The organism is Acidovorax sp. 106 (genome assembly GCF_003663825.1).
In the GTDB taxonomy this organism is placed as follows: domain Bacteria; phylum Pseudomonadota; class Gammaproteobacteria; order Burkholderiales; family Burkholderiaceae_C; genus Acidovorax.
In genome coordinates, this window is the sequence record NZ_RCCC01000001.1 from 1,002,810 (window position 1) to 1,025,796 (window position 22,987).

Below are 22,987 nucleotides of genomic sequence, written 5' to 3' on the forward strand. Positions count from 1 at the left end.
TCGCGCTGTCACCTGCAGGGCGCCCTGGAGCCGATCAGGCCTTTTCGGCCGCCACCAGCTTGAGCAGCTCAGCCCCTTCGGTGACCTGGTCGCCGGGCGCGTACAGCAGTTCCTGCACCACACCGTCGGCCGGTGCGGCGATGGTGTGCTCCATCTTCATGGCCTCCATCACCGCCAGGGGCTGGCCCTTGGTCACCGCGTCGCCCGCCTTCACGGCAAACGACACCACCTTGCCGGGCATGGGGGCCGTCAGGCGACCGCCTTCAGCCGCTGCCTCACCCGCGTGGGCCAGCAGGTCGATGGCGGTGATCTGCGTGGCGCCCAGCGGGGTGAACACATGGTCCACCTCGCCTTGCGCGTACACGGCAGCGCGGGTGCGCTGGCCGGCAAATTGCAACTCGATGCCCTGCGCCAAGTCGCTGAACACCAGCGGCCCGGCCACGGCAGCATCGCCTTCGCCCACGGCCAAGTGCAGATTGCCACCACGCTCGTAGGTCAGCAGCGCTTTGGCATGTTCGCCACCAAATTCAAACTCAAACCGACGCTGCACCACGCCATGCGTGTGAAATCCGTCGCGGCGGCTGAACGGGTCCACGCCCTCGCTGGCGCGCTCATTCAGCAGGGTCTGCGCCACGGCAGCCGCAGCGGCCAGGGGCAAACCCACGGGCTCCTGATGGAACAGCACGGCCTGCTCGCGCGGGATCAGCGCGGTGTCGAGCTTGGCGCTGGCAAATGCCTCAGTGCGTGCCACGCGGCGCAAGAACTGCACATTGGTCGCCAGGCCCACGATGTGGGTCTGGGCCAGCGCGTCATCGAGCCGGGCCAGCGCCTGTTCGCGCGTGTCGCCGTGCACGATGAGCTTGGCCACCATGGAGTCGTAGAAGGGGCTGATCGCGTCGCCCTGGCGCACACCAGAGTCCACGCGTACCAAGCCCCGCTCAAAGGTCACGCACTCGGGCAGCGCATACACGTTGAGCGCGCCGGTGGCAGGCAGGAAGTTGTTGTCGGGGTTCTCGGCGCAGATGCGCGCCTCGATGGCGTGGCCGATGATGCGCAGGTCTTGCTGCTGCAGCGGCAGCGGCTCGCCCGACGCCACGCGCAACTGCCACTCCACCAGATCGAGACCCGTGATGGCCTCGGTCACCGGGTGCTCCACCTGCAGGCGGGTGTTCATCTCCATGAAGAAAAACTTCATGTCTTCCGGCTTTTCATAGCCGCCCGGCTGCTCCACGATGAACTCCACCGTGCCTGCGCCCACGTAGTTCACGGCCTTGGCGGCGGCCACGGCGGCCTCACCCATCTGCTGGCGCAGCGCGGGCGTCATGCCGGGGGCGGGGGCTTCTTCCAGCACCTTCTGGTGGCGGCGCTGCACCGAGCAGTCGCGCTCGAACAGGTACACGCAGTTGCCATGCGTGTCGCCAAACACCTGGATCTCGATGTGGCGAGGGCGCTGCACGTACTTTTCAACCAGCACCGCATCGTCGCCAAAGCTGTTGATGGCTTCGCGCTTGCACGATTCGAGCGCGGCGGCAAAGTCCTCGGCCTTGTCCACCGCGCGCATGCCCTTGCCGCCGCCACCCGCGCTGGCCTTGATGAGCACGGGGTAGCCAATGCGGTCGGCCTCGCGCTGCAGCAGGGCCGGGTCCTGGTCGGCGCCGTGGTAGCCGGGCACCAGGGGCACGCCCGCCTTTTCCATCAGCTGTTTGGACTCGGCCTTGAGCCCCATGTCCTTGATGGCCGAGGCGGGCGGGCCGATAAAGACCAAGCCCGCAGCGGCACAGGCCTGCGCAAAGTCTTCGTTCTCGCTCAGGAAACCGTAGCCAGGGTGGATGGCCTGCGCGCCCGTGGCCTGGGCGGCTTCGATGATGCGCTCCCAGCGCAGGTAGCTGTCCTTGGGCGCGCTGCCGCCAATGTGCACGGCCTCGTCGCACACGGCCACATGCTTGGCATTGGCGTCGGCATCGGAATACACGGCGACGGTCTTCACGCCCAGGCGTTTTGCCGTAGCCGCCACTCGGCAGGCAATCTCCCCACGATTGGCAATCAGGATTTTGTTGAACATTTAAGCCACCTTGGCAGAACCAGAAAAGAAAGAAGACAAGCGCCGCACCACGGCGCGCAAAAACTTGAACAGCACCACCAGCAGCAGCACCGACACGACCAATATCACCACCAACGCAATGCCGAAAGCCACCGGGTGCTGCGTGGCCAGCCACACCACGGCGACCACTAAGCCATCCTCAAAGAACGACAGGCCCCAGTTAGAAAACGGCTCGGGCGACGTGTTCACCGCCGCCCGCGTGGTCATCTTGGTAGCCAGGGCCGTGGCCGAGAGCGAGCCGCCCAGCAGCCCCGCCACCACGGCCATCGTGGCGTTGTCGGCGCCGAACACGCCGTACGCCAGCGCAGCGCCAGCGGGTACGCGGATGAAAGCGTGGATGGCATCCCAGGCGCTGTCCACCCAGGGCACCTTGTCGGCAAAAAACTCCACCATCAGCATGAAGCCGCTGACCATCAGTACCAGCGGGTGCTGCAGCATCGCCAGGCCGGGCGGCAAAGGCATCCAGCCCAGCACACCCATCATCCCGACCAGGAACACCACCGCATACAGCCGGAACCCGCTGGCCCAGCCCAGTGCGGCGGCCAGCGCCAGCAGGGCGGGCATGTCGAGCTTCGCAGTTGCTGTGGCCGCCGCATCGCCCACAGCGCGCGCCGTGCCACCATCCATATGCAGCCCCAGCGTGTGGAGCCACTGAACGATGTTGAACCAGAGGGTGTCCATGTCAGTCCTCCGCCGCGTCCAGCCTTGCCTCAGGCGTGCGAAACCGCCGTGGCTTCATGCCAGGGATGCCGAGCAAGGGCCGCCCCGCAGCGAGGGCTTCGTCCCCCTCCCGCGAAGCGAGAGAGGGGGAAGGCGCGTAGCGACTCAGGGGGTGCTTCATAACCAGTTGGGCTTGCGTTTGGCGAGGAACGACTGCACGCCTTCCTTGCCCTGGTCGCTGGCGCGGATGTCGGCAATACCCCGCACCGTGGCAGAGATCAGGCCCGCGTTGATTTCGCGCTCTGCCACATCCATCACCAGCTTCTTGCACACCCGCACGGCGTTGGGGCTGGCGCTGGTCAGGGCTTTGAGCAGTTCATCGACCTTGGCGTCGAGCTGGTCGGCCACCACCACCTCGTGCACAAAGCCGATGCGCAACGCCTCGGCCGCGCCAAAGCGTTCGGCCGTCAGGAAGTAGCGGTGCGCAGCGCGCGCCCCCATGGCGCGGATCACGTAGGGGCTGATGGTGGCAGGGATGAGGCCCAGCTTCACTTCGCTGAGGCAAAAGCCCGCCGTGTCTACCGCCACGGCCATGTCGCAGGCCGCCACCAGGCCCATGCCGCCCGCATACACATCGCCCTGCACGCGGGCTATTGTTGGCTTGGGGCACTCGTAGATCACACGCAGCATCTCGGCCAGCTTGCCAGCGTCGGCGATGTTTTCATCGCGCGTGTAGTCGGCCATGCGGCGCATCCAGTTGAGGTTGGCGCCCGCACAGAATGCGGGGCCCTCGGCTGCCAGCACCACGGCGCACACATCGGCACGCCCCCCCGCCTCGGTGAAGGCGGCGGTGATCTCGGCAATGACCTCATCGCTGAAGGCGTTGCGAATCTCAGGCTGCGTGAGCGTGATGCGCGCCACGGCGCCTTCGTAGGTGATTTGTAGGTTGTTGCTCATGGGGTGGCTCCGGCCTGTTCGGCCTGCAGGAAATAGACAAGGTCCAGCTCAGGACAGGGCTGGCCCAGTGCGGTCAGCGCGGCGGTGATCTGGCCCCGGTGGTGGGTGCCATGGTTGAACACATGGGCCAGGGTGGCGGCAAAGGGCAGCGACGCGGCCGTGCCGCGCATGGTGGTGTAGTCCAGCGTGCCACCCCAACGTTCGGCAGGCCAGGTTACGATCAGCGGAGGCCAGCGGGCCGCACCTTCTTGCAGGCGCAGCGCGAGCGCCTTCCGATCAGCCTCCACTTCAGCATCCAGCGCCACCCGGGGCGATGCGCCTTCCGAAAATCGCACAAACCACAGCAGATGCTCGCCCACCAGCAGATGGTTGAGCGTGCCGTGAATGCTGCAAAAGAACAGCCCTGCATCGCGCCGGTAGTCCGCCTCGGGCAGGGCCGCCACGGCATCGAGCAAGCGGGCCGTGGCCCACTGGTTGTAGCGCGCAAGTTGGCTGAAATGGTGCGCTGGGTTCATGGTGCTTTCCGCGTGCCCAGCACCCGGCTCCAGAAAGATTGCAAGGCCTCCAGTGATTGGGTACGCGCCTGCGGATTGCCGCCCTGGTGCACACCCTGTGCTGAAGTGCCATTGGGCACATCGCCACGCAAGCGCACTGGCGCAGAGCCATCGAAGCCGTGGTAGCTTCCCTCGTACACATGCACCGTCACGTCGCTGCCTGCGCGGGCCTTGAGGGTGGCGGCCCAGTCCACGCAGGGTTGGGCCGGGGTCCAGTCGTCCAGCGCACCGAGCTGCATCAGCAGCGGCACATTGCCCGCCACGGCCTGGTGTTTGAGCAGGGGCCCGCAGCCGGGGTAAAACACGGCCGCTCCGGCCAGTGGCGGCTCGCCCTCTTGCGGATGGGTGTGCCGCTGCACCAGCAGGTTCAAGGTGGTGGTGCCGCCGTTGGACCAGCCCATCACGCCGATGCGCTGGGCATCCACACCCGGCTGCGCCGCCAGCCACACCAGGGCGGCGCGAGCGTCCTGCACGCGGTCGCTCACGTTCAAGGTCCGGTCGCTGTAGCGGGTCTGGCACACATCGCGCAAACCGCGCGATCCAAAGCTGTGGGGCATCAGCACCGCATAGCCTGCGGCGTGCAAAGTCTCAGCCGTCTCGCGGTAGCGCGAAGACAGCGCCCCACCCTTGGCGTACAAGCCCCCGCAGCCATGCAGTGCGAGCACCGCAGGTTTGGCTGATGGCTGGGCCGGTGCTGCCGACTGCGGTGCGGGCAGCCAGTGCGCTTGCAGCACGGTGCCGGAAGGCAATGGCAGTTTCACACGCTGCATCTCGGGGGCCGCCTGCGCCAACACTCCCCACAGCGTCAAGGCGGCACCCAGCAGCCAGCGCGTTGGAACAACGGGCAACGGGGAGGCGCCAGAGGGCTTCATAGCAATTGGAAATAGCACCACGCAACCAGGCTTACATGCGGAACAGGCCGAACTTGGTGTCTTCAATCGGCGCGTTGCGCGTGGCCGCAAGGCCCAGTGCCAGCACGCGGCGGGTGTCGGCCGGGTCGATGACGCCGTCGTCCCACAGGCGTGCCGTGGCGTAGTAGGGGTGGCCCTGGTCTTCGTACTGGCGGCGGATGGGGGCCTTGAAGGCTTCTTCCTCTTCCATCGTCCACTGCCCACCCTTGGCCTCGATGCCATCGCGCTTCACGGTGGCCAGCACGCCCGCAGCCTGGTCGCCGCCCATCACGCTGATGCGCGCGTTCGGCCACATCCACAAGAAGCGGGGCGAGTACGCACGGCCGCACATGCCGTAGTTGCCTGCGCCAAAACTGCCGCCGATGATGATCGTGAACTTGGGCACACTCGCCGTGGCCACGGCCGTGACCATCTTGGCGCCGTTGCGGGCAATGCCTTCGTTCTCGTACTTGCGGCCCACCATGAAGCCGGTGATGTTCTGAAGGAACACCAGCGGAATCTTGCGCTGGCAGCACAGCTCGATGAAGTGCGCGCCTTTCAGGGCCGATTCACTGAACAGGATGCCGTTGTTGGCAATGATGCCGACCATCATCCCTTCGATGCGCGCAAAGCCCGTGACCAGCGTGGTGCCGTAGCGCGCCTTGAACTCGTCGAACTCGCTGCCATCGACGATGCGGGCAATGATCTCGCGCACATCAAAGGGCTTGCGTGTGTCTACGGGGATCACGCCGTACAGCTCTTCCGCTACGAATTTAGGAGCTACCGGCGCTTGATCTGCGTGCGCTGGAGCCTTATTTTTATTCAAATTGCGCACTGCGTTGCGCGCCAGCTGCAGCGCATGCATGTCGTTTTGTGCCAGGTGGTCGGCCACGCCCGACAGGCGCGTGTGCACGTCGCCACCGCCCAGGTCTTCGGCCGTGACGACCTCGCCCGTGGCGGCCTTGACCAGCGGCGGGCCGCCCAGAAAGATCGTGCCCTGGTTCTTGACGATGATGGACTCGTCGCTCATCGCGGGCACATACGCGCCGCCCGCCGTGCAGCTGCCCATCACCACGGCGATCTGCGAGATGCCCATGGCGCTCATGTTGGCCTGGTTGAAGAAGATGCGGCCGAAGTGGTCGCGGTCAGGGAAGACTTCGTCCTGGTTGGGCAGGTTGGCCCCGCCCGAGTCCACCAGGTAGATGCAGGGCAGGTGGTTCTGCTGCGCCACCTCTTGCGCACGCAGGTGCTTCTTGACGGTGAGCGGGTAGTAGGTGCCGCCCTTCACCGTGGCGTCGTTGCACACGATCATGCAGTCCACGCTGCTCACGCGGCCAATGCCTGCGATGAGCCCCGCGCTGGGCGCGTCGTTGTTGTACATGTTCAGCGCGGCCAGCGGCGCGAGTTCGAGGAACGGCGTGCCGGGGTCCAGCAGCATCTGCACGCGCTCACGCGGCAGCAGTTTGCCGCGTGCGGTGTGCTTGGCGCGCGCGGCCTCGCCACCGCCCTGGGCCACCTTGTCGAGCTGGGCGCGCAGGTCATCCACCAGCGTGCGCATGGCGGCGGCATTGGCCAGAAAGTCCGCCGAGCGGGCATTGAGTTGGGTGTCGAGAATGGTCATACGGTCTTGCTCTTTCAAGCGGTTTTATCTTCAATCAGCCCCAGCTGGTCTTTCATCTCGTCGCGGATCTTGAACTTCTGGATCTTGCCGGTCACCGTCATCGGAAAGCTGGTCACAAAGCGGATGTAGCGTGGCACCTTGTAGTGCGCGATCTGGCCCTTGCAGAAGGCACGAATGTCTTCTTCCGTCGGCTGGGTGCCGGGCTTGGCGATGATCCAGGCGCAAAGTTCCTCACCGTACTTCTGGTCGGGCACGCCCACCACCTGCACGTCCTGCACCTGCGGATGGCGGTACAAGAATTCTTCAATCTCGCGCGGGTAGATGTTCTCGCCGCCGCGGATCACCATGTCCTTGATGCGGCCGACGATGTTCACGTAGCCCTCGTCGTCCATGGTGGCCAGGTCGCCGGTGTGCATCCAGCCCTCGGCATCAATGGCTTCGCGCGTCTTGGCTTCGTCGCCCCAATAGCCGTGCATCACCGAATAGCCCCGGGTGCAGAACTCGCCGCGCGCGCCACGCGGCACCACGGCGCCGGTTTCAGGGTCCACGATTTGGATCTCAAGGTGCGGCTGCACGGTGCCCACGGTCGATACGCGCTTGGTAAGCGGCGTGTCGGTGCTGCTTTGGCAGCTCACGGGGCTGGTCTCGGTCATGCCGTAGGCAATGGTGATCTCGCGCAGGTTCATCTGCTCCACCACGCGCTTCATCACCTCGGTGGGGCATGGCGATCCGGCCATGATGCCGGTGCGCAGCGTGCTCAGGTTGAACTCGGCAAAACGCGGATGGTCCAGCTCGGCGATGAACATGGTGGGCACGCCGTGCAGGCCGGTGCAGCGCTCGTCTTGCACCGTCTGCAGCACCGTCAGCGGGTCGAACCCGTCGTTGGGGTAGACGATGGTGGAGCCGTGCGTCAGGCACGCTAGGTTGCCCAGCACCATGCCAAAGCAGTGGTACAGCGGCACGGGGATGCACAGGCGGTCCTCAGGCGTGAGCTTCATGCACTCGCCAATGAAGAAGCCGTTGTTAAGAATGTTGCGGTGCGTGAGCGTGGCGCCCTTGGGGAAGCCGGTGGTGCCGCTGGTGAACTGGATGTTGATCGGGTCGGAGGCCTTCAGCGTGGCGGCCACCTGGGCCAGGCGCGGGTCGGCCGCGTTGCCGCGCGCCATCAGGTCGGTAAATCGCAGCAGGCCCGGCTCGTCGGCACTCTGCCCTACTTCGTCATCAATCCACACCACCGTCTTCAACTGCGGCAGCTTGGCGGCGTTCAGGTGGCCCGGCTGCTGGCCCTGCCACTCGGGCGCCAGCTCGCGCAGCATGCCCAGGTAGTCGCTGGTCTTGAAGCGCGCCATGGTCACCAGCAGCTTGCAGCCCACCTTGTTGAGCGCGTATTCCACCTCCGACGTGCGGTAGGCCGGGTTGATGTTGACCAGCACCAGGCCCACCTGCGCGGTGGCCAGTTGCATCAGCACCCATTCGGCGTTGTTGTGCGACCAGATGCCCACGCGGTCGCCGGGCTGCAGGCCCATGCCCAGCAAGGCGCTGGCCAGCCGGTGCGCCTCGGCCTGCAGTTGGGCGTAGGTATAGCGGCGGCCCTGGTGCCTGCTCACCAGCGCCTCGCGGTCGGGCTGGCGGGCCACCATATCGGCAAAGAAGGCTCCGATGGTTTGCTCGATGAGAGGAACGTCGGTAGCCCCACGGGCATAGCTGGAGGCTGACTTCGGGATGGAAGGATCGGACGGCAGGATCACGGCGTTTGTCTCCTTGGCTGGCGGTCTGGGCGCGACGCAAGAGCCTGTTTTGTTCATGACCGCAGGGGTGCGCAAGCGCAGCGCCCTCGGCGGTGCGGGCACGGCCTGACACCAAAGCATACGCCGCAAAGCGCGCGCGAGGGCACCCGATCAGGCCAGACAGGTTGCATATTGCGCCACACCGGCCACCCACCAATCCGGCCAGACTGTGCAGCCACAACATCGGCCCCTGTGCCAGAGCGCCCTAGCCCTAAATACGCCCTACGGCGGGCCTGCTCTCGACACGAACGGGCTACCCCAATGGCAGCACGCCACCCAACATGGCGCGGCACAGCGCCGTGGCGCCGCCACAGCGGCGGTAGCCCAGCAGCACGGCGGCGCTGCAAAACAGGCACAAATCACGCCAATTGCGCTATGCCATGTTGGCAAGGCTGGGCAGCAACAGCAAAGGGCCCCGACCGCCTTGCGGTGGAGCCCCCGGGGCCGTCAGGCACAGCGCCAAATCAGAGTGCAGCGCGCACGCCTCGCCACACAGACGCTGAGCAGGCGGCCCAACAACCGCCCGCCTGAGTCACAACCCACAGGCTGCAGCTCACAGCCCGTAGCAGCGCTTGAGGCCGGTGTACTCGTAGTAACGGCTGCCCGTGGCGTAGCGTGCTGCGTCGCAAGCGGCCGGAAAGTCCACCTCTTGCTCGTTGAACAGCATCTTCACCAGCACCGTACCCCGGCTGTCGCGCACCACGTCCCACTGCACATTGGTGGCCATGGGCGAGACGTCTTCGCCGCGCCAGGGGTTGTTGCCGTAGGTGTAGGTTTGCGCGCGCGGCATGGGGGTGGACGCATTGCGCAGCCCCATGCGCGCCACAAACGGAATCATCACCTCGGCATGCGTAAAGCGCAGCCGTGCCACGCGCTCCAGACGGCCTTGCGCAATCAGGCCCACTTCGTCAAAAAAATCCTTGAGCAGCGCCTGGGTAAAGCGGGTGGTGACACCGCCGTATTCGGTTGCAGAAGGCCCCTTTCCGTAAAAATCGTCAATGTCCTGCAGGTAGGCAAAAGTAGGTGCGTACTCGGCTGGCATGTACGCCCCAAAGTCCAGCGAGCCCGTCTCTTGCGCCATGCCCGGGGCAATGATGTACAGCTCGTAAATCAACGCAGCAGCGTCCACGATGCCCTGGATTTTGGTCTTGCCATCGCCCGTGAGGGTGTTGGTAAAGCGCCCGTCGGCACTCGAATAGGTGTGTGTGCCGTTGTTGGAAAAGCTGTACGCGCCTGCATCCAGCTTGTCGATGAAGGTGCTGGTAAACAACCGCTCCAGCACCGCGCGGGCATGGCTGCGCACCTGTGGTGCGGCCCGCGCTGCGGCCACCTTGGCGGCGGCCTCTGCACCAAAGCCGGCGGCATCCTTGGACGATGCATAGCTTTGGTAGTCCAGGCTGGCAGCCAACACCGCTGCATTCACGCTGGTGGCATCGGCCACCGCATCCCCCGACGCCGACAGCTTGTGCGGATAAAGCTGATAGCGGTTGACCACGGCCGGCGCGATGGCACCGGCCACGGCGGGTGCCGCGCCTGCCAGCGATGCAGCAAAGAACTGCGAACTGTCCACCGCCCGGTCTTGCCCGGAGTGCAAGACCTCGACCCGCCGGGGCACGCCCTGGAAGGTCTGGCCAGAGAACAGCTCTGGGTTGCGCCGGGCAAGCCGCTCAGCCAGTTGGCGGTGCTCGGTCATGCCCACCTGGGTCAGGTTGCCGTAGCCCGGCGTTCCAATGCCGGCAACGCCCCACCCCAGCAAAAAGTTGGCCCGCATGATCTTCTCGACATCGGGCCCCAGCCTCTGGCCCAGGGGCGTCAAGGCACCGTCGGCCTGGGCGCGGCTCCACAGGTTAAGCACAGCATCGTCGTACTTGAGGCTGGACAGCCCCCGCGAGCCATGCCGTGCAACCAACTCGGCATACACCTTGGCAAAGCCCGTCGGCGGCGCCTCGTAGCTGGCAAGCGCCTGGCGCGGCTGGTAGGCCGTCTTAGTGGCATACGCGCCCGACGGCGCTGCAGCATCGCCGCCCCCACCGCCGCCGCATGCAGCAAGAACAAGGGCAACGAGCGGAACGGCCCGGCGCAGGGCAGCAGCAGCAAAGGTCATGGCGAGCGCAAAAATTGAAAAGGTGGCGCAGACTACGCCCCACGTGTGACAGCGCCGTGACGCCACACCGCGCCATCTCAGCCCCACGCCCATATGCCCGCTGCCCACTTGGCACGCACCGCCGCTGGCGCGGGCTAAGGGGGCACAAAGGTTGCAAACCACGCCACGGCTGGCACACTGGGCGGGCTTATGCCCACGCCCCCACGCGCCCTGCCTTCTGCCGCTGCACCGTCTGAGCCGCCCTCCAAGTCACGCTTGGCGCTGCCCACGGCGCAGCCCAATGCCCCCTCTATCACCAGCCCCGTTGCCGCCACGCCCATGGCCTTTGTGCAAGCCATTGTCCTGGCGTACAAACGGCGCGGCCTGAGCCCCGAGCGAGCCTTGGCCCAGGCACACATTGCGCCGCAGCTGCTGGCTGACGACAGCGCCTGCATCACCGCCTGGCAGATGGAACGCATCTCCGACGCCGCCATGCGCGAGCTGGACGACGAAGCCCTGGGCTGGTTCAGCCGCCGCCTGCCCTGGGGCAGCTACGGCATGCTGGCGCGTGCCAGCATCAGCTCGCCCACGCTGCAGGTGGCACTGGCCCGCTGGTGCCGCCACCATGGGCTGCTGGCGGACGACATTGCGCTGCACCTCACCACCCAGGGCGACATAGCCACCCTGGCCATCACCGAGGCCCGCGACCTGGGCGCGCTGCGCGAGTTCTGCCTGGTGTCAGTGCTGCGCAATGCGCACGGACTGGCGTGCTGGATGGTGGACTCGCGCATCCCCCTCATCGCCGCCGAGTTTGCGTTTGCCGCGCCACCCCATGCCGATGCCTACGCCGTGCTGTTCCGCGGCCCCGCCACCTTCCACGCACCGCGCACCGCCCTGCACTTTGACGCCCGTTACCTGCACCTGCCCCTGCGCCGCGACGAACAGGCCCTGCGCCAGATGCTGCAACACGCCCTGCCCCTGACGGTGCTGCACTACCGCCGCGACCGCCTGCTGGTGCAGCGCGTGCGCCAGCTGCTGGCCGCGCCCCTGCCGGGGCAACCGGCCCACGCCCTGCCCCAGCACAGCGCCGAATCGCTGGCCGCGCTGCTGCATGTGTCACCGCGCACGCTACACCGGCAACTGAAGGAAGAAGGCGCCACGCTGCAGGGACTGAAAGACGAAGTGCGCCGCACCCGCGCGGTGGAGCTGCTGCACCGTACGCAACGGCCTATCAAGCAGGTGGCGGAGGCGGCGGGGTTTGAGAACGAGAAGAGTTTTATCCGGGCGTTTCGAGGGTGGACGGGGCAGTCGCCGGCGGAGTTTCGGAGGGTGGTGCGGGTGCCGTAGGCGTGAGCAGAAACCAGATTGAATGGGGTCGATCCGCTGGATGCTTTTCTATTTACATCTCAGAACAAGCGCCTGTGTACGAGAACATCTTGACCAGCCCGACACCAGACACCATTCAAACCAAGTTCCAACGCAACTCGAATGACGGCGAAAGCACCAGAACCCTGGCGCAGTGTTTCTCGCTTTTTCTAAACCCCAGAGTTGGCATGCACAGTCCGCCGCAAGTCCTCGCTGGGGGTGGCTTCAAAATGCCTCAGGTAGTCGCGACTGAACTGCGAAGAACTCTCGTATCCCACTGCGAAAGCCGCACCGGATACGTTGTGTTCCCCGCCTATCAACAGGCGACGCGCCTCCAGTAGCCGCAGCTGCTTCTGGTACTGCAACGGACTAAGACCCGTGATCTCCCGAAAGCTGCGATTCAGACTGGCCCGGCTCATCCCGCAGGCCACGCCGACATCCTCGACCTTGAATGACCTGTCAAAGTTCTGGCCAATCCAGCCGATGGCTTTTCGCACCTTCGGCAATGGCCCCTTGGCACTTGCAATCTGGCGCAACAGCTTTCCATGCGGACCTGACAACAGCCGATACAGCAGTTCTCGCTCAAGCAGGGGGGCAAGAACCGGGACATCCTGCGGCCGCCCCATAAGCACCAGGGCACGGGCCAAAACATCTTCCAGCTCCCGGGTCATGGGCGCAGTCGATAGCCCAAATTCGCTGCTTCCGCCATCACTCGAAACAGGCATGGACAGGATCAATTCATTGAGCAGCACCGGGTCCAAAACCAGCGTCAGCGCGACATAGGGCCGTTGCTGGGCATCACTGTAGACCTGCCCCATCAGCGGCAGATCCAGCGCGCTGACCAGATAGTGGCTGGCCTCGTAGCGCAGTACCTTGTCACCGAAGGAGACGCGTTTGCTTCCTTGCAGGATGAAACACGCCATGGCGCGGTACTGGCAGGCATTTTCACTTTCCTGTCCTTGATCGACATGTAACTCGATGCGGGGAATGTTCGACTTCAAAGTACCGGGTTGGATGCGGTGCAACACAGTTTCCAGCGGGCTTGAAAGGTGGGTGTCCATGGGTGGCTCGGCGGGTATCACGGTGGTTGAGTCAATCGTGCAAGAGAACAAGCGCATCGGGCAAGCCCTGAAAAGCGCTTCGCCCTAAATTGTGAGCTCTTGGCGATATCCGCCATTTCAAGCACAGAAATGAAGTGAGTTCAACTATGACAGCAAAAATTGCTCTGATTACCGGCGCGAGCCGTGGGCTTGGCCGCAACATGGCTCTGCATCTGGCCGAGCGGGGCATCGGCATCGTCGGCACTTATCGTACGGGCCAGGATGAAGCAGCTGCGCTTCAGCGACAGATTGAAGAAAGCGGCGGCAAGGCGGTGATGCTCCGGCTGGATGTGGCTGACACCGCGTCCTTTGCCGCATTCGGCGAAGCAGTCCGTGCGTCCTTGCAGGATCGCTTTCAGCGCCCCCGTTTTGACTACCTCGTCAACAACGCTGGCATAGGCTTGCATGCCCCGTTCGCCGAAACGACCGAAGCACAGTTCGACGCACTCGTGGACGCCCATCTGCGCGCACCGCTGTTCCTGACACAGCAGCTGCTACCACTTCTCGAAGACGGGGGCAGCATCCTGAACATGTCTACAGGCTTCACGCGTTTCACGCTGCCCGGCTACAGCGTGTACGCGGCGGTCAAGGCTGCCGTCGAAGTGTTGACACGTTACATGGCCGTCGAACTGGGCGAACGCCGCATCCGGGTGAACACGATCGCGCCGGGCGCAATCGCAACCGACTTCATGGGCGGCGCGGTGCGTGATAACGAAGGAGTCAATGCCTACGTAGCTCAAGGTATCGCCCTGGGACGCGTGGGCCAGCCCGATGACATCGGGCGAGCCGTGGCGGCCATTCTTTCGAGCGACTTGGCCTGGGCCAATGGCACGTCGTTCGATGTGTCGGGCGGGCAGCTGCTGTAGGTGGACAGCGCGTCGCATTTCACAACCAAACCACCGGGAGAAGTTCACATGAAATTTGCGCTGTTGGCAATGGCTGTCGCCTTTTTTTCACCGACGGTTTGGTCGCAGACCTGCACCACGCCCAGCGAGGCAGAGCATCGAAAGTTGCGAACACCCATCGAAACCGTCACCGCCTTCAGCGCTGCCTTCCCAAAGGACAACGGAACCTTTGCAATTCGGCAATGGTTCACCCCCAGAACCGTCTGGGTCAACGAAGGCGTTTCGACAACCACAGGCATCGAAGAGGCACTGGCGTTTCTCAATCGCCCCGGCAAATCGCCCGACATCACCGCCGTTCATTTCGACATGCTTGCCATCGCTGCGGATGGCAATCGCGTGCTGACCGAGCGACTCGACCGCTTCGTCCGCAAGGATGGGAGTTCCGTCGCCGCGGTAAAGGTGATGGGCATCTTCGAGGTAGAGGGCGATTGCATCGTCGCTTGGTGGGACTACTTTGATGTCAACTTTTCCAAAAAGATATCGAATACACAGAAATAGGCTCAACAGCCGTCAGAAGCCCCAGAGCAGAAATCAAGGAAGGTTTTGTCGCGCAACGCGCTAACTGTGCATGACTTCGCCCATCATTCTTAAACCACCTATGTCAACCTCTGCACTCAGCCTCATCAGCCACCCTCTCTGCCCATTCGTACAGCGCGCCGCTATCGTGCTGCTGGAGAAGGGCATTCCCTTCACCAGGATTGACGTGGACCTTTCGGAAAAGCCTGCTTGGTTCCTGGCGATGTCTCCGACCAGCAAAGTGCCTTTGCTCAAAATCCATGGCAACGACGGTACGCACAAGGTGTTGTTCGAAAGCATGGCCATCTGCGAGTATCTGGAAGAGACACAGGCCGGGACACCGCTGCACCCCAGCGACCCACTGGTACGCGCGCAACACCGTGCCTGGATCGAGTTTGGATCGGCGACTCTGGCCGATGCCTGGGGCTATTTGAATGCCAAGGATTTCACCGCTGCCAGCATGAAAGCCGTGGCTTTCAGGGACAAGCTTGACCGTCTGGAAGACGCACTCGGTACTGGCCCTTACTTTGGAGGAGACCAGTTCAGCATGGTCGATGCCGTGTTCGCTCCCGTATTTCGCTATTTTGAGGGGCTGGCGCCTGACAAAAATTCAGCGCTCTTTGAGGGAATGCCGAAGATAGGTGCTTGGCGCTACAGCCTCGCAGCGCGGCCCAGTGTGATCGCCGCGGCACCTTCAGACTATGCAGCGCTTTTTCACGCCCACTTGCAGCGATACGATTCTTGGCTGGCACCGTAATAGCTATCCCGCTCTGCACAACACGGCTCACCAGAAGACTGCCCGGCAGTACTTTCACCAACGTCCTCGCTTCTGACCACCGTGCGTCGCAAGCTAAGCTAAGGACAGTCACAGTCACGCGTACACACACCCATGCTCCATCTCCACCACTGCATCAGCGCCCGCTCCTTCCGCCCCCTGTGGATGCTCGAAGAGCTGCAACTGCCCTACCAGCTCCACATGCTGCCCTTCCCGCCGCGCGCCAAGGCCCGGTGGTTTCTGGAAGAGAACCCATTGGGCACGGTACCGCTGATGGTGCAGGGTGAGACGCCGAATGAGGTGCGCATGACCGAATCCGCAGCCATGTGCCAGTACCTCGCCGCCACGCACTCCGATGCAGGGCTGGATGTGGTGCCCACGCACCCGGCGTATGGGGCTTACCTGAACTGGCTGCACATGAGCGATGCCACGCTGACCTTTCCGCAGACGCTGGTGCTGCGCTATGGGCGCTTTGAGCCTGCAGAGCGCAAGCAGCCGCAGGTGGTGGAGGACTACAGCCGCTGGTTTCTGGCCCGGCTGCGGGCGGTGGAAGCTACCGTGGCGCACAGCGACTACCTGTGTGCGGGCCGCTTCACGGCGGCCGATGTGGCGGTGGGGTATGCGCTGCTGTTGGCGCAGCACCTGGGGCTGGTGGAGCAGTGTGGCCCGGCCACGCAGGCCTATTGGCAGCGGCTGCAGGCGCGGCCTGGCTACCAGCGGGCCATGGCTGCGCAAACGCGTGCGGCAGAAGAACAAGACGTGCCAACCACCCCGGCCCCCGACACACGGCCTTGAACGGCCGTGGGTGCGACTGCGGGTTCTTTGTGCCCCCCGCGCCTTTACCTTCTTGGCGGCTCCCAGCCAGTTCGGTCCAGGCAGAGTGGTCTACCGCTCAATCCTGCGCCTGCAGCCGTGCAGGTGGTGCAGGTGGTGCAGGTGGTGCAGCCGCTCCCTTCAGCGACCGCACCAGCGCCTGAAACTCTGGCGAATGGCGCAGCACGCTGCCCCCGGCTTCGATGAGCCCGGTGACTTCGTCGGGTGCAATCGAGAACGCCGTGGGCACTTGCAGCAGCCTGCGGCGTGCCACGGCGTCTGGGGCATCGCGCAGGTTGACGGGGATGACGTGGACCTCGGCATCGTCGGCAAACGCATCAAAGCCGCCGCGTGCGCCCTCGGCCAGGGATTTGCGCCAGCGCTGGGTGATGTCGCGCAGAAACTCCTGCGTCTCGCGGGTGGAACGCGAACCGGCGCCAAACAGCAGGGTGTCCACCACCTGCGCGATGTTGGGCACGTTGTCCTGCGCATCGATGTGGTACGAAGGGTCGCGCTCGGCATTCACGGTAATGAGCACCAGCTTGCGGATGCTGCGCGGGGGGATGCCCACTTCGCTGAAGGTCTCGCGCAGGCCACCAACGGCCATGGCACGGTCCAGCAAGCGCTGCACGCCCAGGTTGTCTGCCAGCCCCCCATCCACCAGGTGGATGTAGGGCCTGCGCTCGGCGTCTTGGTAGCTCAGCTCGTGCGCACGGTACAGGCGCGCGCGGTAGTCGTTGGCCGCGGCGCGCTCAGCGGCGACGGTGGTGGTGCGTTGGCGCTCGGGGCATTGGTCGGCGTAGTTGCGCAAAGTGACAGGGCTGAGCAGCAAGGGCACGGCCGAGGAAGCCGCCACCGCAAACGACAAGGGCACTTTGCGCAGGTCAGAGCAGATCAACGCAAACTGCTCCCAGGTGAATTCAAAGCCCGTGCCCAGCGACATGTCGGTGGCGGTGATGAACAGCTGCGGGTGGCGCGGGCGCTTTTCCACATCGCCAAAGGTGCGCCCTTCGTACAGCTCATCCAAGCGGCGGGCGAGTAAGTGGGTGCGCCCCAGCCAGGGCGAGGTGAGGTCGATCAGGTTGCCGGGCCGCAGGGCCTGGGTGATGAGGCTGTTTTGAAAGTTCTGGCGCAGAAAGTCTTGCTCAAAACGCGGCAGCCCCTCGATGCCGTGGGCAGCAAAGTAGGCGGCCACAATGCTGCCGCCCGACACGCCGCTGACCACATCGGTGGCGTCCAGCAGCGTAGTGGGCTCGCCGTTCCAGTCAAAGCGGGTTTGCTGCATCTCCGTCAGCACCCCAAACCCGAATGCCGCCGCACGCGCGCCGCCGCCCGACAAGGTCACGGCCACCAGGATGGAGGGGTCGCGCTCGGACTTGCGCGGGGGCACGCTTTGGTCTTCCACCGGCATGGGCTCGTTGATCCAGGGGCGCACCGACGAGCACGCGGTCAAAAGCCCCAGGCCAGCCACCAAGGCACACCGGGCCAAGGTCAGGGCCAGGCCCCGGCGCAGGGCATGGAGCGGGAGAGTGAGGGGTTTGTGCTTCAACATGATGGAACACCGATGCAGTTTGAGCGTGGGGAACGGGGGGCGGAACGGGGCGCGAATCGGATCGGTGGTCAGCAGCCCAGCAGTGCAGGCAAATCGGCCATGCTGCGAAACACATGCACGGCCCCTGCGGCGCGCAGCGCAGCGCCGTCGTCCAGAGGCGCGTAGGCGAACACGGTGGCACCGGCCGCCACCCCGGCCGTGACGCCGGTCACGGTGTCTTCCACCACCGCGCAGCGCTGCGGTGGGGTTTGCAATGCGGCGGCAGCGGCCAGGTACACATCGGGGGCGGGCTTGGTGGCGGGCATTTCGTGGCCGCTGAAAACGCGGCCTTCAAAGAAGCGGGCGAGCCCCACCTTGGCCAGTTGCATCTCGACCTTGAACCGATCGGCCCCCGAGGCACAGGCGATGCGCCCGCCATGGTGAGCGTGCACCCGTTCAATGGCAGGGTGGATGTGCTCAATGGCCGTGAGGCGGGCCTCCAGCTCGGCGTTGCGCCGCGCGTAGAACGCGGCCATCCAGGCGTCCGTCAGCGGCTGGCCGGTGTGCGCCTCGATGCGCGCGGCCTCGCTGCGCACGGTCTTGCCAATGAAGATGTCCATGCATTCTTGCGCGCCGATGGCCCAGCCGGCTTCATTGAGCATGGCGCACAGCACGCCGTTGGTGATCGGTTCGCTGTCGACCAAAACGCCATCGCAATCAAACAATATTGCTTCAAATTTCATAGCTTCCAGCGCTTATTAATATTGCCTTAGAGGCCTATTTACCTGAAAACCGTGCAAGGGGCACGGCCTCAGGGGTTGGTTGATGGAGGGGGTTGTGAGAGTTAGGGCCGTGTCGATCAGGGGTTCATGTCACCATCCACATAGAACCAGCGCCCGCCTTCGCGCACAAAGCGGCTGCGTTCGTGCAAGCGCACGGCGCGGCCGCCCTGCCGGTGGCGGGCGACGAATTCGACTTCGGCGTGGTCGGCGTCTTGCACCCAGTGGCCGCGCACCTCCAGGCCCAGCCACTGCGTGGCAGGGTCAAAGTCCAGCGACACAGGGCGGTGGCTGGGGTGCCAGGTGGCCTGCAGATAGTCGGAGCGCTCACGCACAAAGGCGGTGTAGCGCGATCGCATGAGGTGCTCGGCGTCAGGGGCGGGCTGGGTGTCCCAGTGGTCCAGGTAGCGGCCGCAGCATTCGGCATACGCCACGGGTTGGGCTTTGGCGCCCGTGCCTTGCTGGCGGCCACAGGGGCAGGCCGCCGTGGCAGGGGCCGCTTTCTTGGGGTTCAACGCAAGGCCCCGAACACCTTTTGCAAGATGGCGCTGCCCGCCCCGGCGGGGTTCTGGCGGATCTTGCGCTCTTCCTCACCGATCATGAAGAACAGGCCGTCCAGCGTTTTGCCGGTGACGTAGGTGGCCAGGTTGGACTCTTCGGGCTTGAGCAGGCCAAAGCTGGCGGCCTTGCCCGCAAATGCGTTGTACTTCTGGGTCAGGCCGACTTTTTCGGTGGCCTGGTTCACCACGGGCAAAAAGCGCTCGGCCAGCGGGGCGCGGGTCTTGGTGACGAAGAACTGGGTGACAGAGGTATCGCCGCCAGCCAGGATGTTCTTGGCGTCGGTCACGCTCATGGACTGCACAGCGCCCACCAGCAGGTCTTTGCCCATGGGCACGGCGGCCTCGGCGGCGCGGTTGATGGAGGTGACCAGTTCGTCAATGCGCTTGCCCTGGCCCATGGACTTCATGACCTTGGCCGCGTCTTGCAGGTAGCCCGGCAGGCCGATGCGCACCTGCGGGTTGCCCAAAAACCCGTCGGTGCGCCCGAGCAAGGACACCGCTGCCTGCGCGCCTTGCGCCAGGGCGGCCTTGAGGCCACTGGAGGCGTCGGCGTTGGTCAAGTCGCCCAGCGACAGGGCCCAGGCCCGGGAATCGATGGCCAGCAACAGGGCACCCAGCGCCCCTGCGCTGGCTTGGTGGAAATGGCGGCGCTGCATGGTGGGGGTCTTTCATTGGAGGTGGACAACACACTGGCAGTGCCAGCGCGACAAACAGGGGCCGATTTTCGCCGAGAGGAGGGAAGCCCTAGACTGGCTGCGCCAGACAAGGTGCAACAAGGAGTAGTGCGATGTGGCAATTGAGCGTGCCGTGGTGGGAGTTTGTCGTGCGGGGCATGGTGGTGTATGTCTTCCTGCTGGTGTTTTTGCGGCTGACGGGCAAACGCCAAACCGGGCAGTACGCGCCCTACGACCTGGTGCTGCTGCTGGTGCTGTCCAACGCGGTGCAAAACTCGATGAACGCGGGCGACAACTCGCTGGTGGGCGGGCTGATTTCGGCGCTGACGCTGATCGGCTGCCACGTGGTGTTGGCGCGGTTGACCTTCCGGTCCCCCCGCCTAGCGCGCTGGGTGGATGGCACACCCCAGGTGCTGGTGGACAAGGGGCAGGTGAACGAGCGGCTGATGCGCGAGGAGCTGATCACCGCCGACGACCTGGGCGCCGCCTTGCGCGCCAGCGGCTGCCTGGCATTGCACGAGGTGGAGCGCGCCACCATCGAGACCAACGGCCAGATCACGGTGGTGCTGAAGCCGCGCAGCACACCCTGAATATTCAAACAAAAATGGCTGCTAGCGCTTATTCAACAAGCGCCAGCAGCTATTAAATCAATAGCAAATACTCTGCAAAGGGAGGGCCTTAGGCCAGCGCACGCTGGATGAGGATCTTCTGCACATCGCTCGTGCCTTCGTAGATCTGGCACACGCGCACGTCGCGGTAAATGCGCTCCACCGGGAAGTCGTTCACCACGCCGTAGCCGCCCAGCGTCTGGATGGCAGCGCTGCACACGCGCTCGGCCATCTCGCTGGCAAACAGCTTGGCCATGGCGGCTTCCTTCAGGCAAGGCTTGCCCGCATCGCGCAGCGCGGCGGCGTGCCAGATGAGCTGGCGCGCGGCCTCGATCTGCGTGGCGCACTCGGCCAGGCGAAAGCCGACCGCCTGGTGGTTGAAGATGGCGGTGCCAAAGCTTTCGCGCTCTTTGGAATACGCCAGCGCCACGTCGAACGCGCTGCGCGCCATGCCCACGCTTTGGGCGGCGATGCCGATGCGGCCGCCTTCGAGCGCGCCCAGGGCGATCTTGTAGCCCTCGCCCTCGGCACCGATCAGGTTCTCGGCCGGGATGCGGCAGTTGTCGAAGTTGATCTGCGCCGTGTCGCTGCTGTGCTGGCCCAGCTTGTCTTCGAGCCGCGCCACCACGTAGCCGGGGTTGCTGGTGGGCACGAGGAAAGCGCTCATGCCCTTCTTGCCCGCGCCCTTGTCGGTGACGGCGATCACGATGGCCACGTGGCCGTTCTTGCCGCTGGTGATGAACTGCTTGACGCCGTTGATCACATATTCGTCGCCCTGCTTCACGGCGGTAGTCCGCAAAGCCGACGCATCAGACCCCACGTGCGGCTCGGTCAGGCAGAAGGCGCCCAGCATTTCGCCGCGCGCCAGGGGCGTGAGCCAGTCGCGCTTTTGCTGGGCGTTGCCGTAGCGCATGAGGATGGCGTTGACCGGGCAGTTGGTCACGCTGATGGCGGTGCTGGTGCCGCCATCGCCCGCCGCGATTTCTTCCAGCACCAGGGCCAACGTGACGTAGTCGAGGTGGGCGCCGCCGAACTCTTCGGGTACGCAAATGCCGTAGGCGCCCAGGGCGGCCAGGCCCTGGTGGGCCTCTTTGGGAAAGTGGTGTTCCTTGTCCCAGCGGGCGGCGTGGGGCCACAGCTCGGTTTGGGCAAAATCGCGCACGGCGTCGCGGATCATTTCCTGGTCTTGGGTGAGCAGCATGGTTTTTGTCTCCAGAGTTTTTATGTGGGATGAGGGGTTGCGATGGCGGCCTACCAGTGGCTGGCGCGGCGGCCATCGTGGTGCAGCAGCCGCCCTTTGTCGGCAGCGGTCACGCTGGCCAGGGTGTTGCGCAAGCCGCGCACGCTGTCCTCCACCGTCAGCGGCGCGGTGCCGCCGCCCATGTCGGTCTGAACCCAGCCGGGGTCGATGGTGACCAGCGTGGCGCCGGGGTAGTTGTGCTGGGCCGCCGCCACGGCCATGTTGAGCGCGGCCTTGCTGGTGCGGTACAGCCACGATTCGCTGTTGGGCACGCTGCCGATCTGCGACATGGACGATGAGAGGAAGGCAAACACGCCGCCCGCATCGGCCACCAGCGGGGCCACCTGCGGGATGGCCTGCATGGCGCCCAGCACGTTGGTGTGCATGACGGCATCAAAGTCTTGCTGCGTAGGGGGCGTCAGCGCGTTGGGGCGGCGGATGACGCCCGCCACGTACAGCGCCAGGTCGAGCTTTTCACCGTCCAGCTGCCAAGCCAGGCCGCTGACGCTGGCGGGGTTGGCTACGTCCACGGTGAGCACGTCTGCGCCCAGGGCCTGCACGCGCTCGCGCCCGGCGTCGTCGCGCACGGTGGCGATCACGCGGCGGCCCGCTTCGGTGTACTGGCGCACCAGCTCCAGGCCAATGCCACGGGAGGCGCCGATGATGAGGATGGATTTCATGTATGAAATTTGAATGAAATGGGCCTCCAGCGCTTTTTCATAAAGCGCAGGCAGCTATCAATAAGTGAGCAAAACAAACAACCCATTGCCGCAGGGCGGCTTCATCTCACGCATCGCCCAACTGCTGCTCTTGCGCCAGTTGGGCGCGGTAGCGCTGCAGCATCGCCGCGTGGGTTTCGGGCTCGGTGGCCAGGCCGATCTGGTCGTGGATCATCTGGTTCATGGACGGCAGCACGCTGCGGTCTACCTGCGCATCGGCCTGCCACAGGCGCGAGCGCATGAAGGCCTTGGAGCAGTGCAAATAGGCCTCGGCCACCCGCACCTCGATGACCAGCCGGGGGCGCTGGCGCTCGGCGGCAAACAGGTCGGTGAAAGCGGTCTCTTCGCGCAGCCGGGCGGTGCCGTTCACGCGCAGGGTTTCGTCCACGCCGGGAATCATGAACAGCAGGCCGATGCGCGGGTCGGCCAGCAGGTTGGTCAGGGTGTCGAGCCGGTTGTTGCCGCCCGAGTCAGGCAGCAGCAGCGTCTGGGCATCGGGCGTTTTGACAAAGCCTGGTGCGCCACCGCGCGGGGACGCATCGAGCAGCGCCCCGCCCGGCCCACCCAGCGCTGTGGTGGCACCGGCAGAGGCCACAACACAAAACGGCGAGAGAGCGATGAAGTGCTGGCAATGGGCGTCCAGCAACGGTTGCTGTTTGCGCAGGGCCCGCTCGGCGGGTTGGGCGTACAGGCTGCGCAGCTGCTCCAGGGTGTCGATCATGGGGGACTCCAGCGTTCAAACCGTGACG

The 22,987-nt window shown here is 64.9% G+C and carries 22 protein-coding genes; 6 read left to right on the forward strand and 16 right to left on the reverse strand.

Going from position 1 to position 22,987, the window contains the following annotated elements; all coding sequences use genetic code 11:
• Positions 1-34: 34 nt before the first annotated feature.
• The 8 genes from C8C98_RS04430 to C8C98_RS04465 form a co-directional block, all read right to left on the reverse strand.
• A complete protein-coding gene (locus C8C98_RS04430) occupies positions 35-2,062 on the reverse strand; it encodes an acetyl/propionyl/methylcrotonyl-CoA carboxylase subunit alpha (protein WP_121453297.1) in 2,028 nt (675 codons plus the stop codon).
• Positions 2,063-2,782: a DUF4126 domain-containing protein gene (locus C8C98_RS04435; RefSeq protein ID WP_121453298.1), complete on the reverse strand. Its 720-nt coding sequence runs from the start codon at positions 2,780-2,782 to the stop codon at positions 2,063-2,065.
• Positions 2,783-2,938: 156 nt separating this feature from the next.
• Complete coding sequence (locus C8C98_RS04440) at positions 2,939-3,718, reverse strand: enoyl-CoA hydratase/isomerase family protein (RefSeq protein WP_121453299.1); 780 nt, start codon at positions 3,716-3,718, stop codon at positions 2,939-2,941.
• The gene (locus C8C98_RS04445) at positions 3,715-4,233 is read right to left on the reverse strand and encodes a DinB family protein (RefSeq protein WP_121453300.1); all 519 of its coding nucleotides are present in this window, start codon (positions 4,231-4,233) and stop codon (positions 3,715-3,717) included. Before C8C98_RS04445 ends, C8C98_RS04440 begins: the two co-directional genes overlap by 4 nt.
• Entirely contained in the window at positions 4,230-5,120 is an 891-nt protein-coding gene (locus tag C8C98_RS04450) for a dienelactone hydrolase family protein (RefSeq protein WP_158600135.1), read from the reverse strand. The genes C8C98_RS04445 and C8C98_RS04450 overlap by 4 nt, the downstream gene beginning before the upstream one ends.
• A 55-nt stretch (positions 5,121-5,175) precedes the next feature.
• Entirely contained in the window at positions 5,176-6,783 is a 1,608-nt protein-coding gene (locus C8C98_RS04455) for a carboxyl transferase domain-containing protein (protein WP_121453302.1), read from the reverse strand.
• Positions 6,784-6,797: 14 nt separating this feature from the next.
• The gene (locus C8C98_RS04460) at positions 6,798-8,531 is read right to left on the reverse strand and encodes an AMP-binding protein (protein ID WP_121456020.1); all 1,734 of its coding nucleotides are present in this window, start codon (positions 8,529-8,531) and stop codon (positions 6,798-6,800) included.
• Positions 8,532-9,123: 592 nt separating this feature from the next.
• Entirely contained in the window at positions 9,124-10,674 is a 1,551-nt protein-coding gene (locus C8C98_RS04465) for a histidine-type phosphatase (RefSeq protein WP_121453303.1), read from the reverse strand.
• Between the two features lie 318 nt (positions 10,675-10,992).
• Between C8C98_RS04465 and C8C98_RS04470 the strand changes: the two genes are divergently transcribed.
• Positions 10,993-12,000, forward strand: coding sequence for an AraC family transcriptional regulator (locus C8C98_RS04470; protein ID WP_121456021.1), 1,008 nt, complete (start codon positions 10,993-10,995; stop codon positions 11,998-12,000).
• A gap of 188 nt (positions 12,001-12,188) precedes the next feature.
• Here the strand turns inward: C8C98_RS04470 and C8C98_RS04475 are convergent, their stop codons facing one another.
• Entirely contained in the window at positions 12,189-13,079 is an 891-nt protein-coding gene (locus C8C98_RS04475; RefSeq protein WP_121453304.1) for an AraC family transcriptional regulator, read from the reverse strand.
• 146 nt (positions 13,080-13,225) lie between these two features.
• On the opposite strand from C8C98_RS04475, the gene C8C98_RS04480 reads away from it, so the two are divergent.
• The 4 genes from C8C98_RS04480 to C8C98_RS04495 all read left to right on the forward strand — a co-directional run bounded on the left by C8C98_RS04480 (position 13,226) and on the right by C8C98_RS04495 (position 16,109).
• A complete protein-coding gene (locus tag C8C98_RS04480; RefSeq protein WP_121453305.1) occupies positions 13,226-13,984 on the forward strand; it encodes an SDR family NAD(P)-dependent oxidoreductase in 759 nt (252 codons plus the stop codon).
• Positions 13,985-14,032: 48 nt separating this feature from the next.
• A complete protein-coding gene (locus tag C8C98_RS04485; RefSeq protein ID WP_233574451.1) occupies positions 14,033-14,521 on the forward strand; it encodes a limonene-1,2-epoxide hydrolase family protein in 489 nt (162 codons plus the stop codon).
• A 100-nt stretch (positions 14,522-14,621) separates the two neighbouring features.
• A complete protein-coding gene (locus C8C98_RS04490) occupies positions 14,622-15,296 on the forward strand; it encodes a glutathione S-transferase family protein (RefSeq protein WP_121453306.1) in 675 nt (224 codons plus the stop codon).
• Between the two features lie 132 nt (positions 15,297-15,428).
• Positions 15,429-16,109, forward strand: a complete 681-nt coding sequence (locus C8C98_RS04495) for a glutathione S-transferase family protein (RefSeq protein ID WP_121453307.1) — start codon at positions 15,429-15,431, stop codon at positions 16,107-16,109.
• Positions 16,110-16,206: 97 nt separating this feature from the next.
• On the opposite strand, the gene C8C98_RS04500 is transcribed toward C8C98_RS04495, so the two are convergent.
• The 4 genes from C8C98_RS04500 to C8C98_RS04515 all read right to left on the reverse strand — a co-directional run bounded on the left by C8C98_RS04500 (position 16,207) and on the right by C8C98_RS04515 (position 19,653).
• On the reverse strand, positions 16,207-17,679 hold the full coding sequence (locus C8C98_RS04500; protein WP_199726547.1) for a patatin-like phospholipase family protein: 1,473 nt from the start codon (positions 17,677-17,679) through the stop codon (positions 16,207-16,209).
• Positions 17,680-17,747: 68 nt separating this feature from the next.
• A complete protein-coding gene (locus C8C98_RS04505; RefSeq protein ID WP_121453308.1) occupies positions 17,748-18,401 on the reverse strand; it encodes an HAD family phosphatase in 654 nt (217 codons plus the stop codon).
• 116 nt (positions 18,402-18,517) lie between these two features.
• Complete coding sequence (locus C8C98_RS04510) at positions 18,518-18,952, reverse strand: YchJ family protein (RefSeq protein ID WP_121453309.1); 435 nt, start codon at positions 18,950-18,952, stop codon at positions 18,518-18,520.
• Complete coding sequence (locus C8C98_RS04515; protein ID WP_099742089.1) at positions 18,949-19,653, reverse strand: DUF4197 domain-containing protein; 705 nt, start codon at positions 19,651-19,653, stop codon at positions 18,949-18,951. Before C8C98_RS04515 ends, C8C98_RS04510 begins: the two co-directional genes overlap by 4 nt.
• Before the next feature lie 131 nt (positions 19,654-19,784).
• On the opposite strand from C8C98_RS04515, the gene C8C98_RS04520 reads away from it, so the two are divergent.
• A complete protein-coding gene (locus C8C98_RS04520; RefSeq protein ID WP_121453310.1) occupies positions 19,785-20,261 on the forward strand; it encodes a DUF421 domain-containing protein in 477 nt (158 codons plus the stop codon).
• Between the two features lie 88 nt (positions 20,262-20,349).
• Here the strand turns inward: C8C98_RS04520 and C8C98_RS04525 are convergent, their stop codons facing one another.
• The 3 genes from C8C98_RS04525 to C8C98_RS04535 form a co-directional block, all read right to left on the reverse strand.
• Positions 20,350-21,480: an acyl-CoA dehydrogenase family protein gene (locus tag C8C98_RS04525; protein ID WP_121453311.1), complete on the reverse strand. Its 1,131-nt coding sequence runs from the start codon at positions 21,478-21,480 to the stop codon at positions 20,350-20,352.
• Between the two features lie 50 nt (positions 21,481-21,530).
• Complete coding sequence (locus C8C98_RS04530; protein ID WP_121453312.1) at positions 21,531-22,199, reverse strand: SDR family oxidoreductase; 669 nt, start codon at positions 22,197-22,199, stop codon at positions 21,531-21,533.
• A 106-nt stretch (positions 22,200-22,305) separates the two neighbouring features.
• Entirely contained in the window at positions 22,306-22,959 is a 654-nt protein-coding gene (locus C8C98_RS04535; RefSeq protein WP_121453313.1) for a pyridoxamine 5'-phosphate oxidase family protein, read from the reverse strand.
• Positions 22,960-22,987: the final 28 nt, after the last annotated feature.

What these genes read in the sequence shown, in the direction of transcription:
- C8C98_RS04430 (WP_121453297.1), bottom strand. Translation starts at nt 2,062, where the DNA reads ATGTTCAACAAAATCCTGATTGCCAATCGTGGGGAGATTGCCTGCCGA.
- C8C98_RS04435 (WP_121453298.1), bottom strand. Translation starts at nt 2,782, where the DNA reads ATGGACACCCTCTGGTTCAACATCGTTCAGTGGCTCCACACGCTGGGG.
- C8C98_RS04440 (WP_121453299.1), bottom strand. Translation starts at nt 3,718, where the DNA reads ATGAGCAACAACCTACAAATCACCTACGAAGGCGCCGTGGCGCGCATC.
- C8C98_RS04445 (WP_121453300.1), bottom strand. Translation starts at nt 4,233, where the DNA reads ATGAACCCAGCGCACCATTTCAGCCAACTTGCGCGCTACAACCAGTGG.
- C8C98_RS04455 (WP_121453302.1), bottom strand. Translation starts at nt 6,783, where the DNA reads ATGACCATTCTCGACACCCAACTCAATGCCCGCTCGGCGGACTTTCTG.
- C8C98_RS04465 (WP_121453303.1), bottom strand. Translation starts at nt 10,674, where the DNA reads ATGACCTTTGCTGCTGCTGCCCTGCGCCGGGCCGTTCCGCTCGTTGCC.
- C8C98_RS04470 (WP_121456021.1), top strand. Translation starts at nt 10,993, where the DNA reads ATGGCCTTTGTGCAAGCCATTGTCCTGGCGTACAAACGGCGCGGCCTG.
- C8C98_RS04475 (WP_121453304.1), bottom strand. Translation starts at nt 13,079, where the DNA reads ATGGACACCCACCTTTCAAGCCCGCTGGAAACTGTGTTGCACCGCATC.
- C8C98_RS04480 (WP_121453305.1), top strand. Translation starts at nt 13,226, where the DNA reads ATGACAGCAAAAATTGCTCTGATTACCGGCGCGAGCCGTGGGCTTGGC.
- C8C98_RS04485 (WP_233574451.1), top strand. Translation starts at nt 14,033, where the DNA reads ATGAAATTTGCGCTGTTGGCAATGGCTGTCGCCTTTTTTTCACCGACG.
- C8C98_RS04490 (WP_121453306.1), top strand. Translation starts at nt 14,622, where the DNA reads ATGTCAACCTCTGCACTCAGCCTCATCAGCCACCCTCTCTGCCCATTC.
- C8C98_RS04495 (WP_121453307.1), top strand. Translation starts at nt 15,429, where the DNA reads ATGCTCCATCTCCACCACTGCATCAGCGCCCGCTCCTTCCGCCCCCTG.
- C8C98_RS04500 (WP_199726547.1), bottom strand. Translation starts at nt 17,679, where the DNA reads ATGTTGAAGCACAAACCCCTCACTCTCCCGCTCCATGCCCTGCGCCGG.
- C8C98_RS04505 (WP_121453308.1), bottom strand. Translation starts at nt 18,401, where the DNA reads ATGAAATTTGAAGCAATATTGTTTGATTGCGATGGCGTTTTGGTCGAC.
- C8C98_RS04515 (WP_099742089.1), bottom strand. Translation starts at nt 19,653, where the DNA reads ATGCAGCGCCGCCATTTCCACCAAGCCAGCGCAGGGGCGCTGGGTGCC.
- C8C98_RS04520 (WP_121453310.1), top strand. Translation starts at nt 19,785, where the DNA reads ATGTGGCAATTGAGCGTGCCGTGGTGGGAGTTTGTCGTGCGGGGCATG.
- C8C98_RS04525 (WP_121453311.1), bottom strand. Translation starts at nt 21,480, where the DNA reads ATGCTGCTCACCCAAGACCAGGAAATGATCCGCGACGCCGTGCGCGAT.
- C8C98_RS04530 (WP_121453312.1), bottom strand. Translation starts at nt 22,199, where the DNA reads ATGAAATCCATCCTCATCATCGGCGCCTCCCGTGGCATTGGCCTGGAG.
- C8C98_RS04535 (WP_121453313.1), bottom strand. Translation starts at nt 22,959, where the DNA reads ATGATCGACACCCTGGAGCAGCTGCGCAGCCTGTACGCCCAACCCGCC.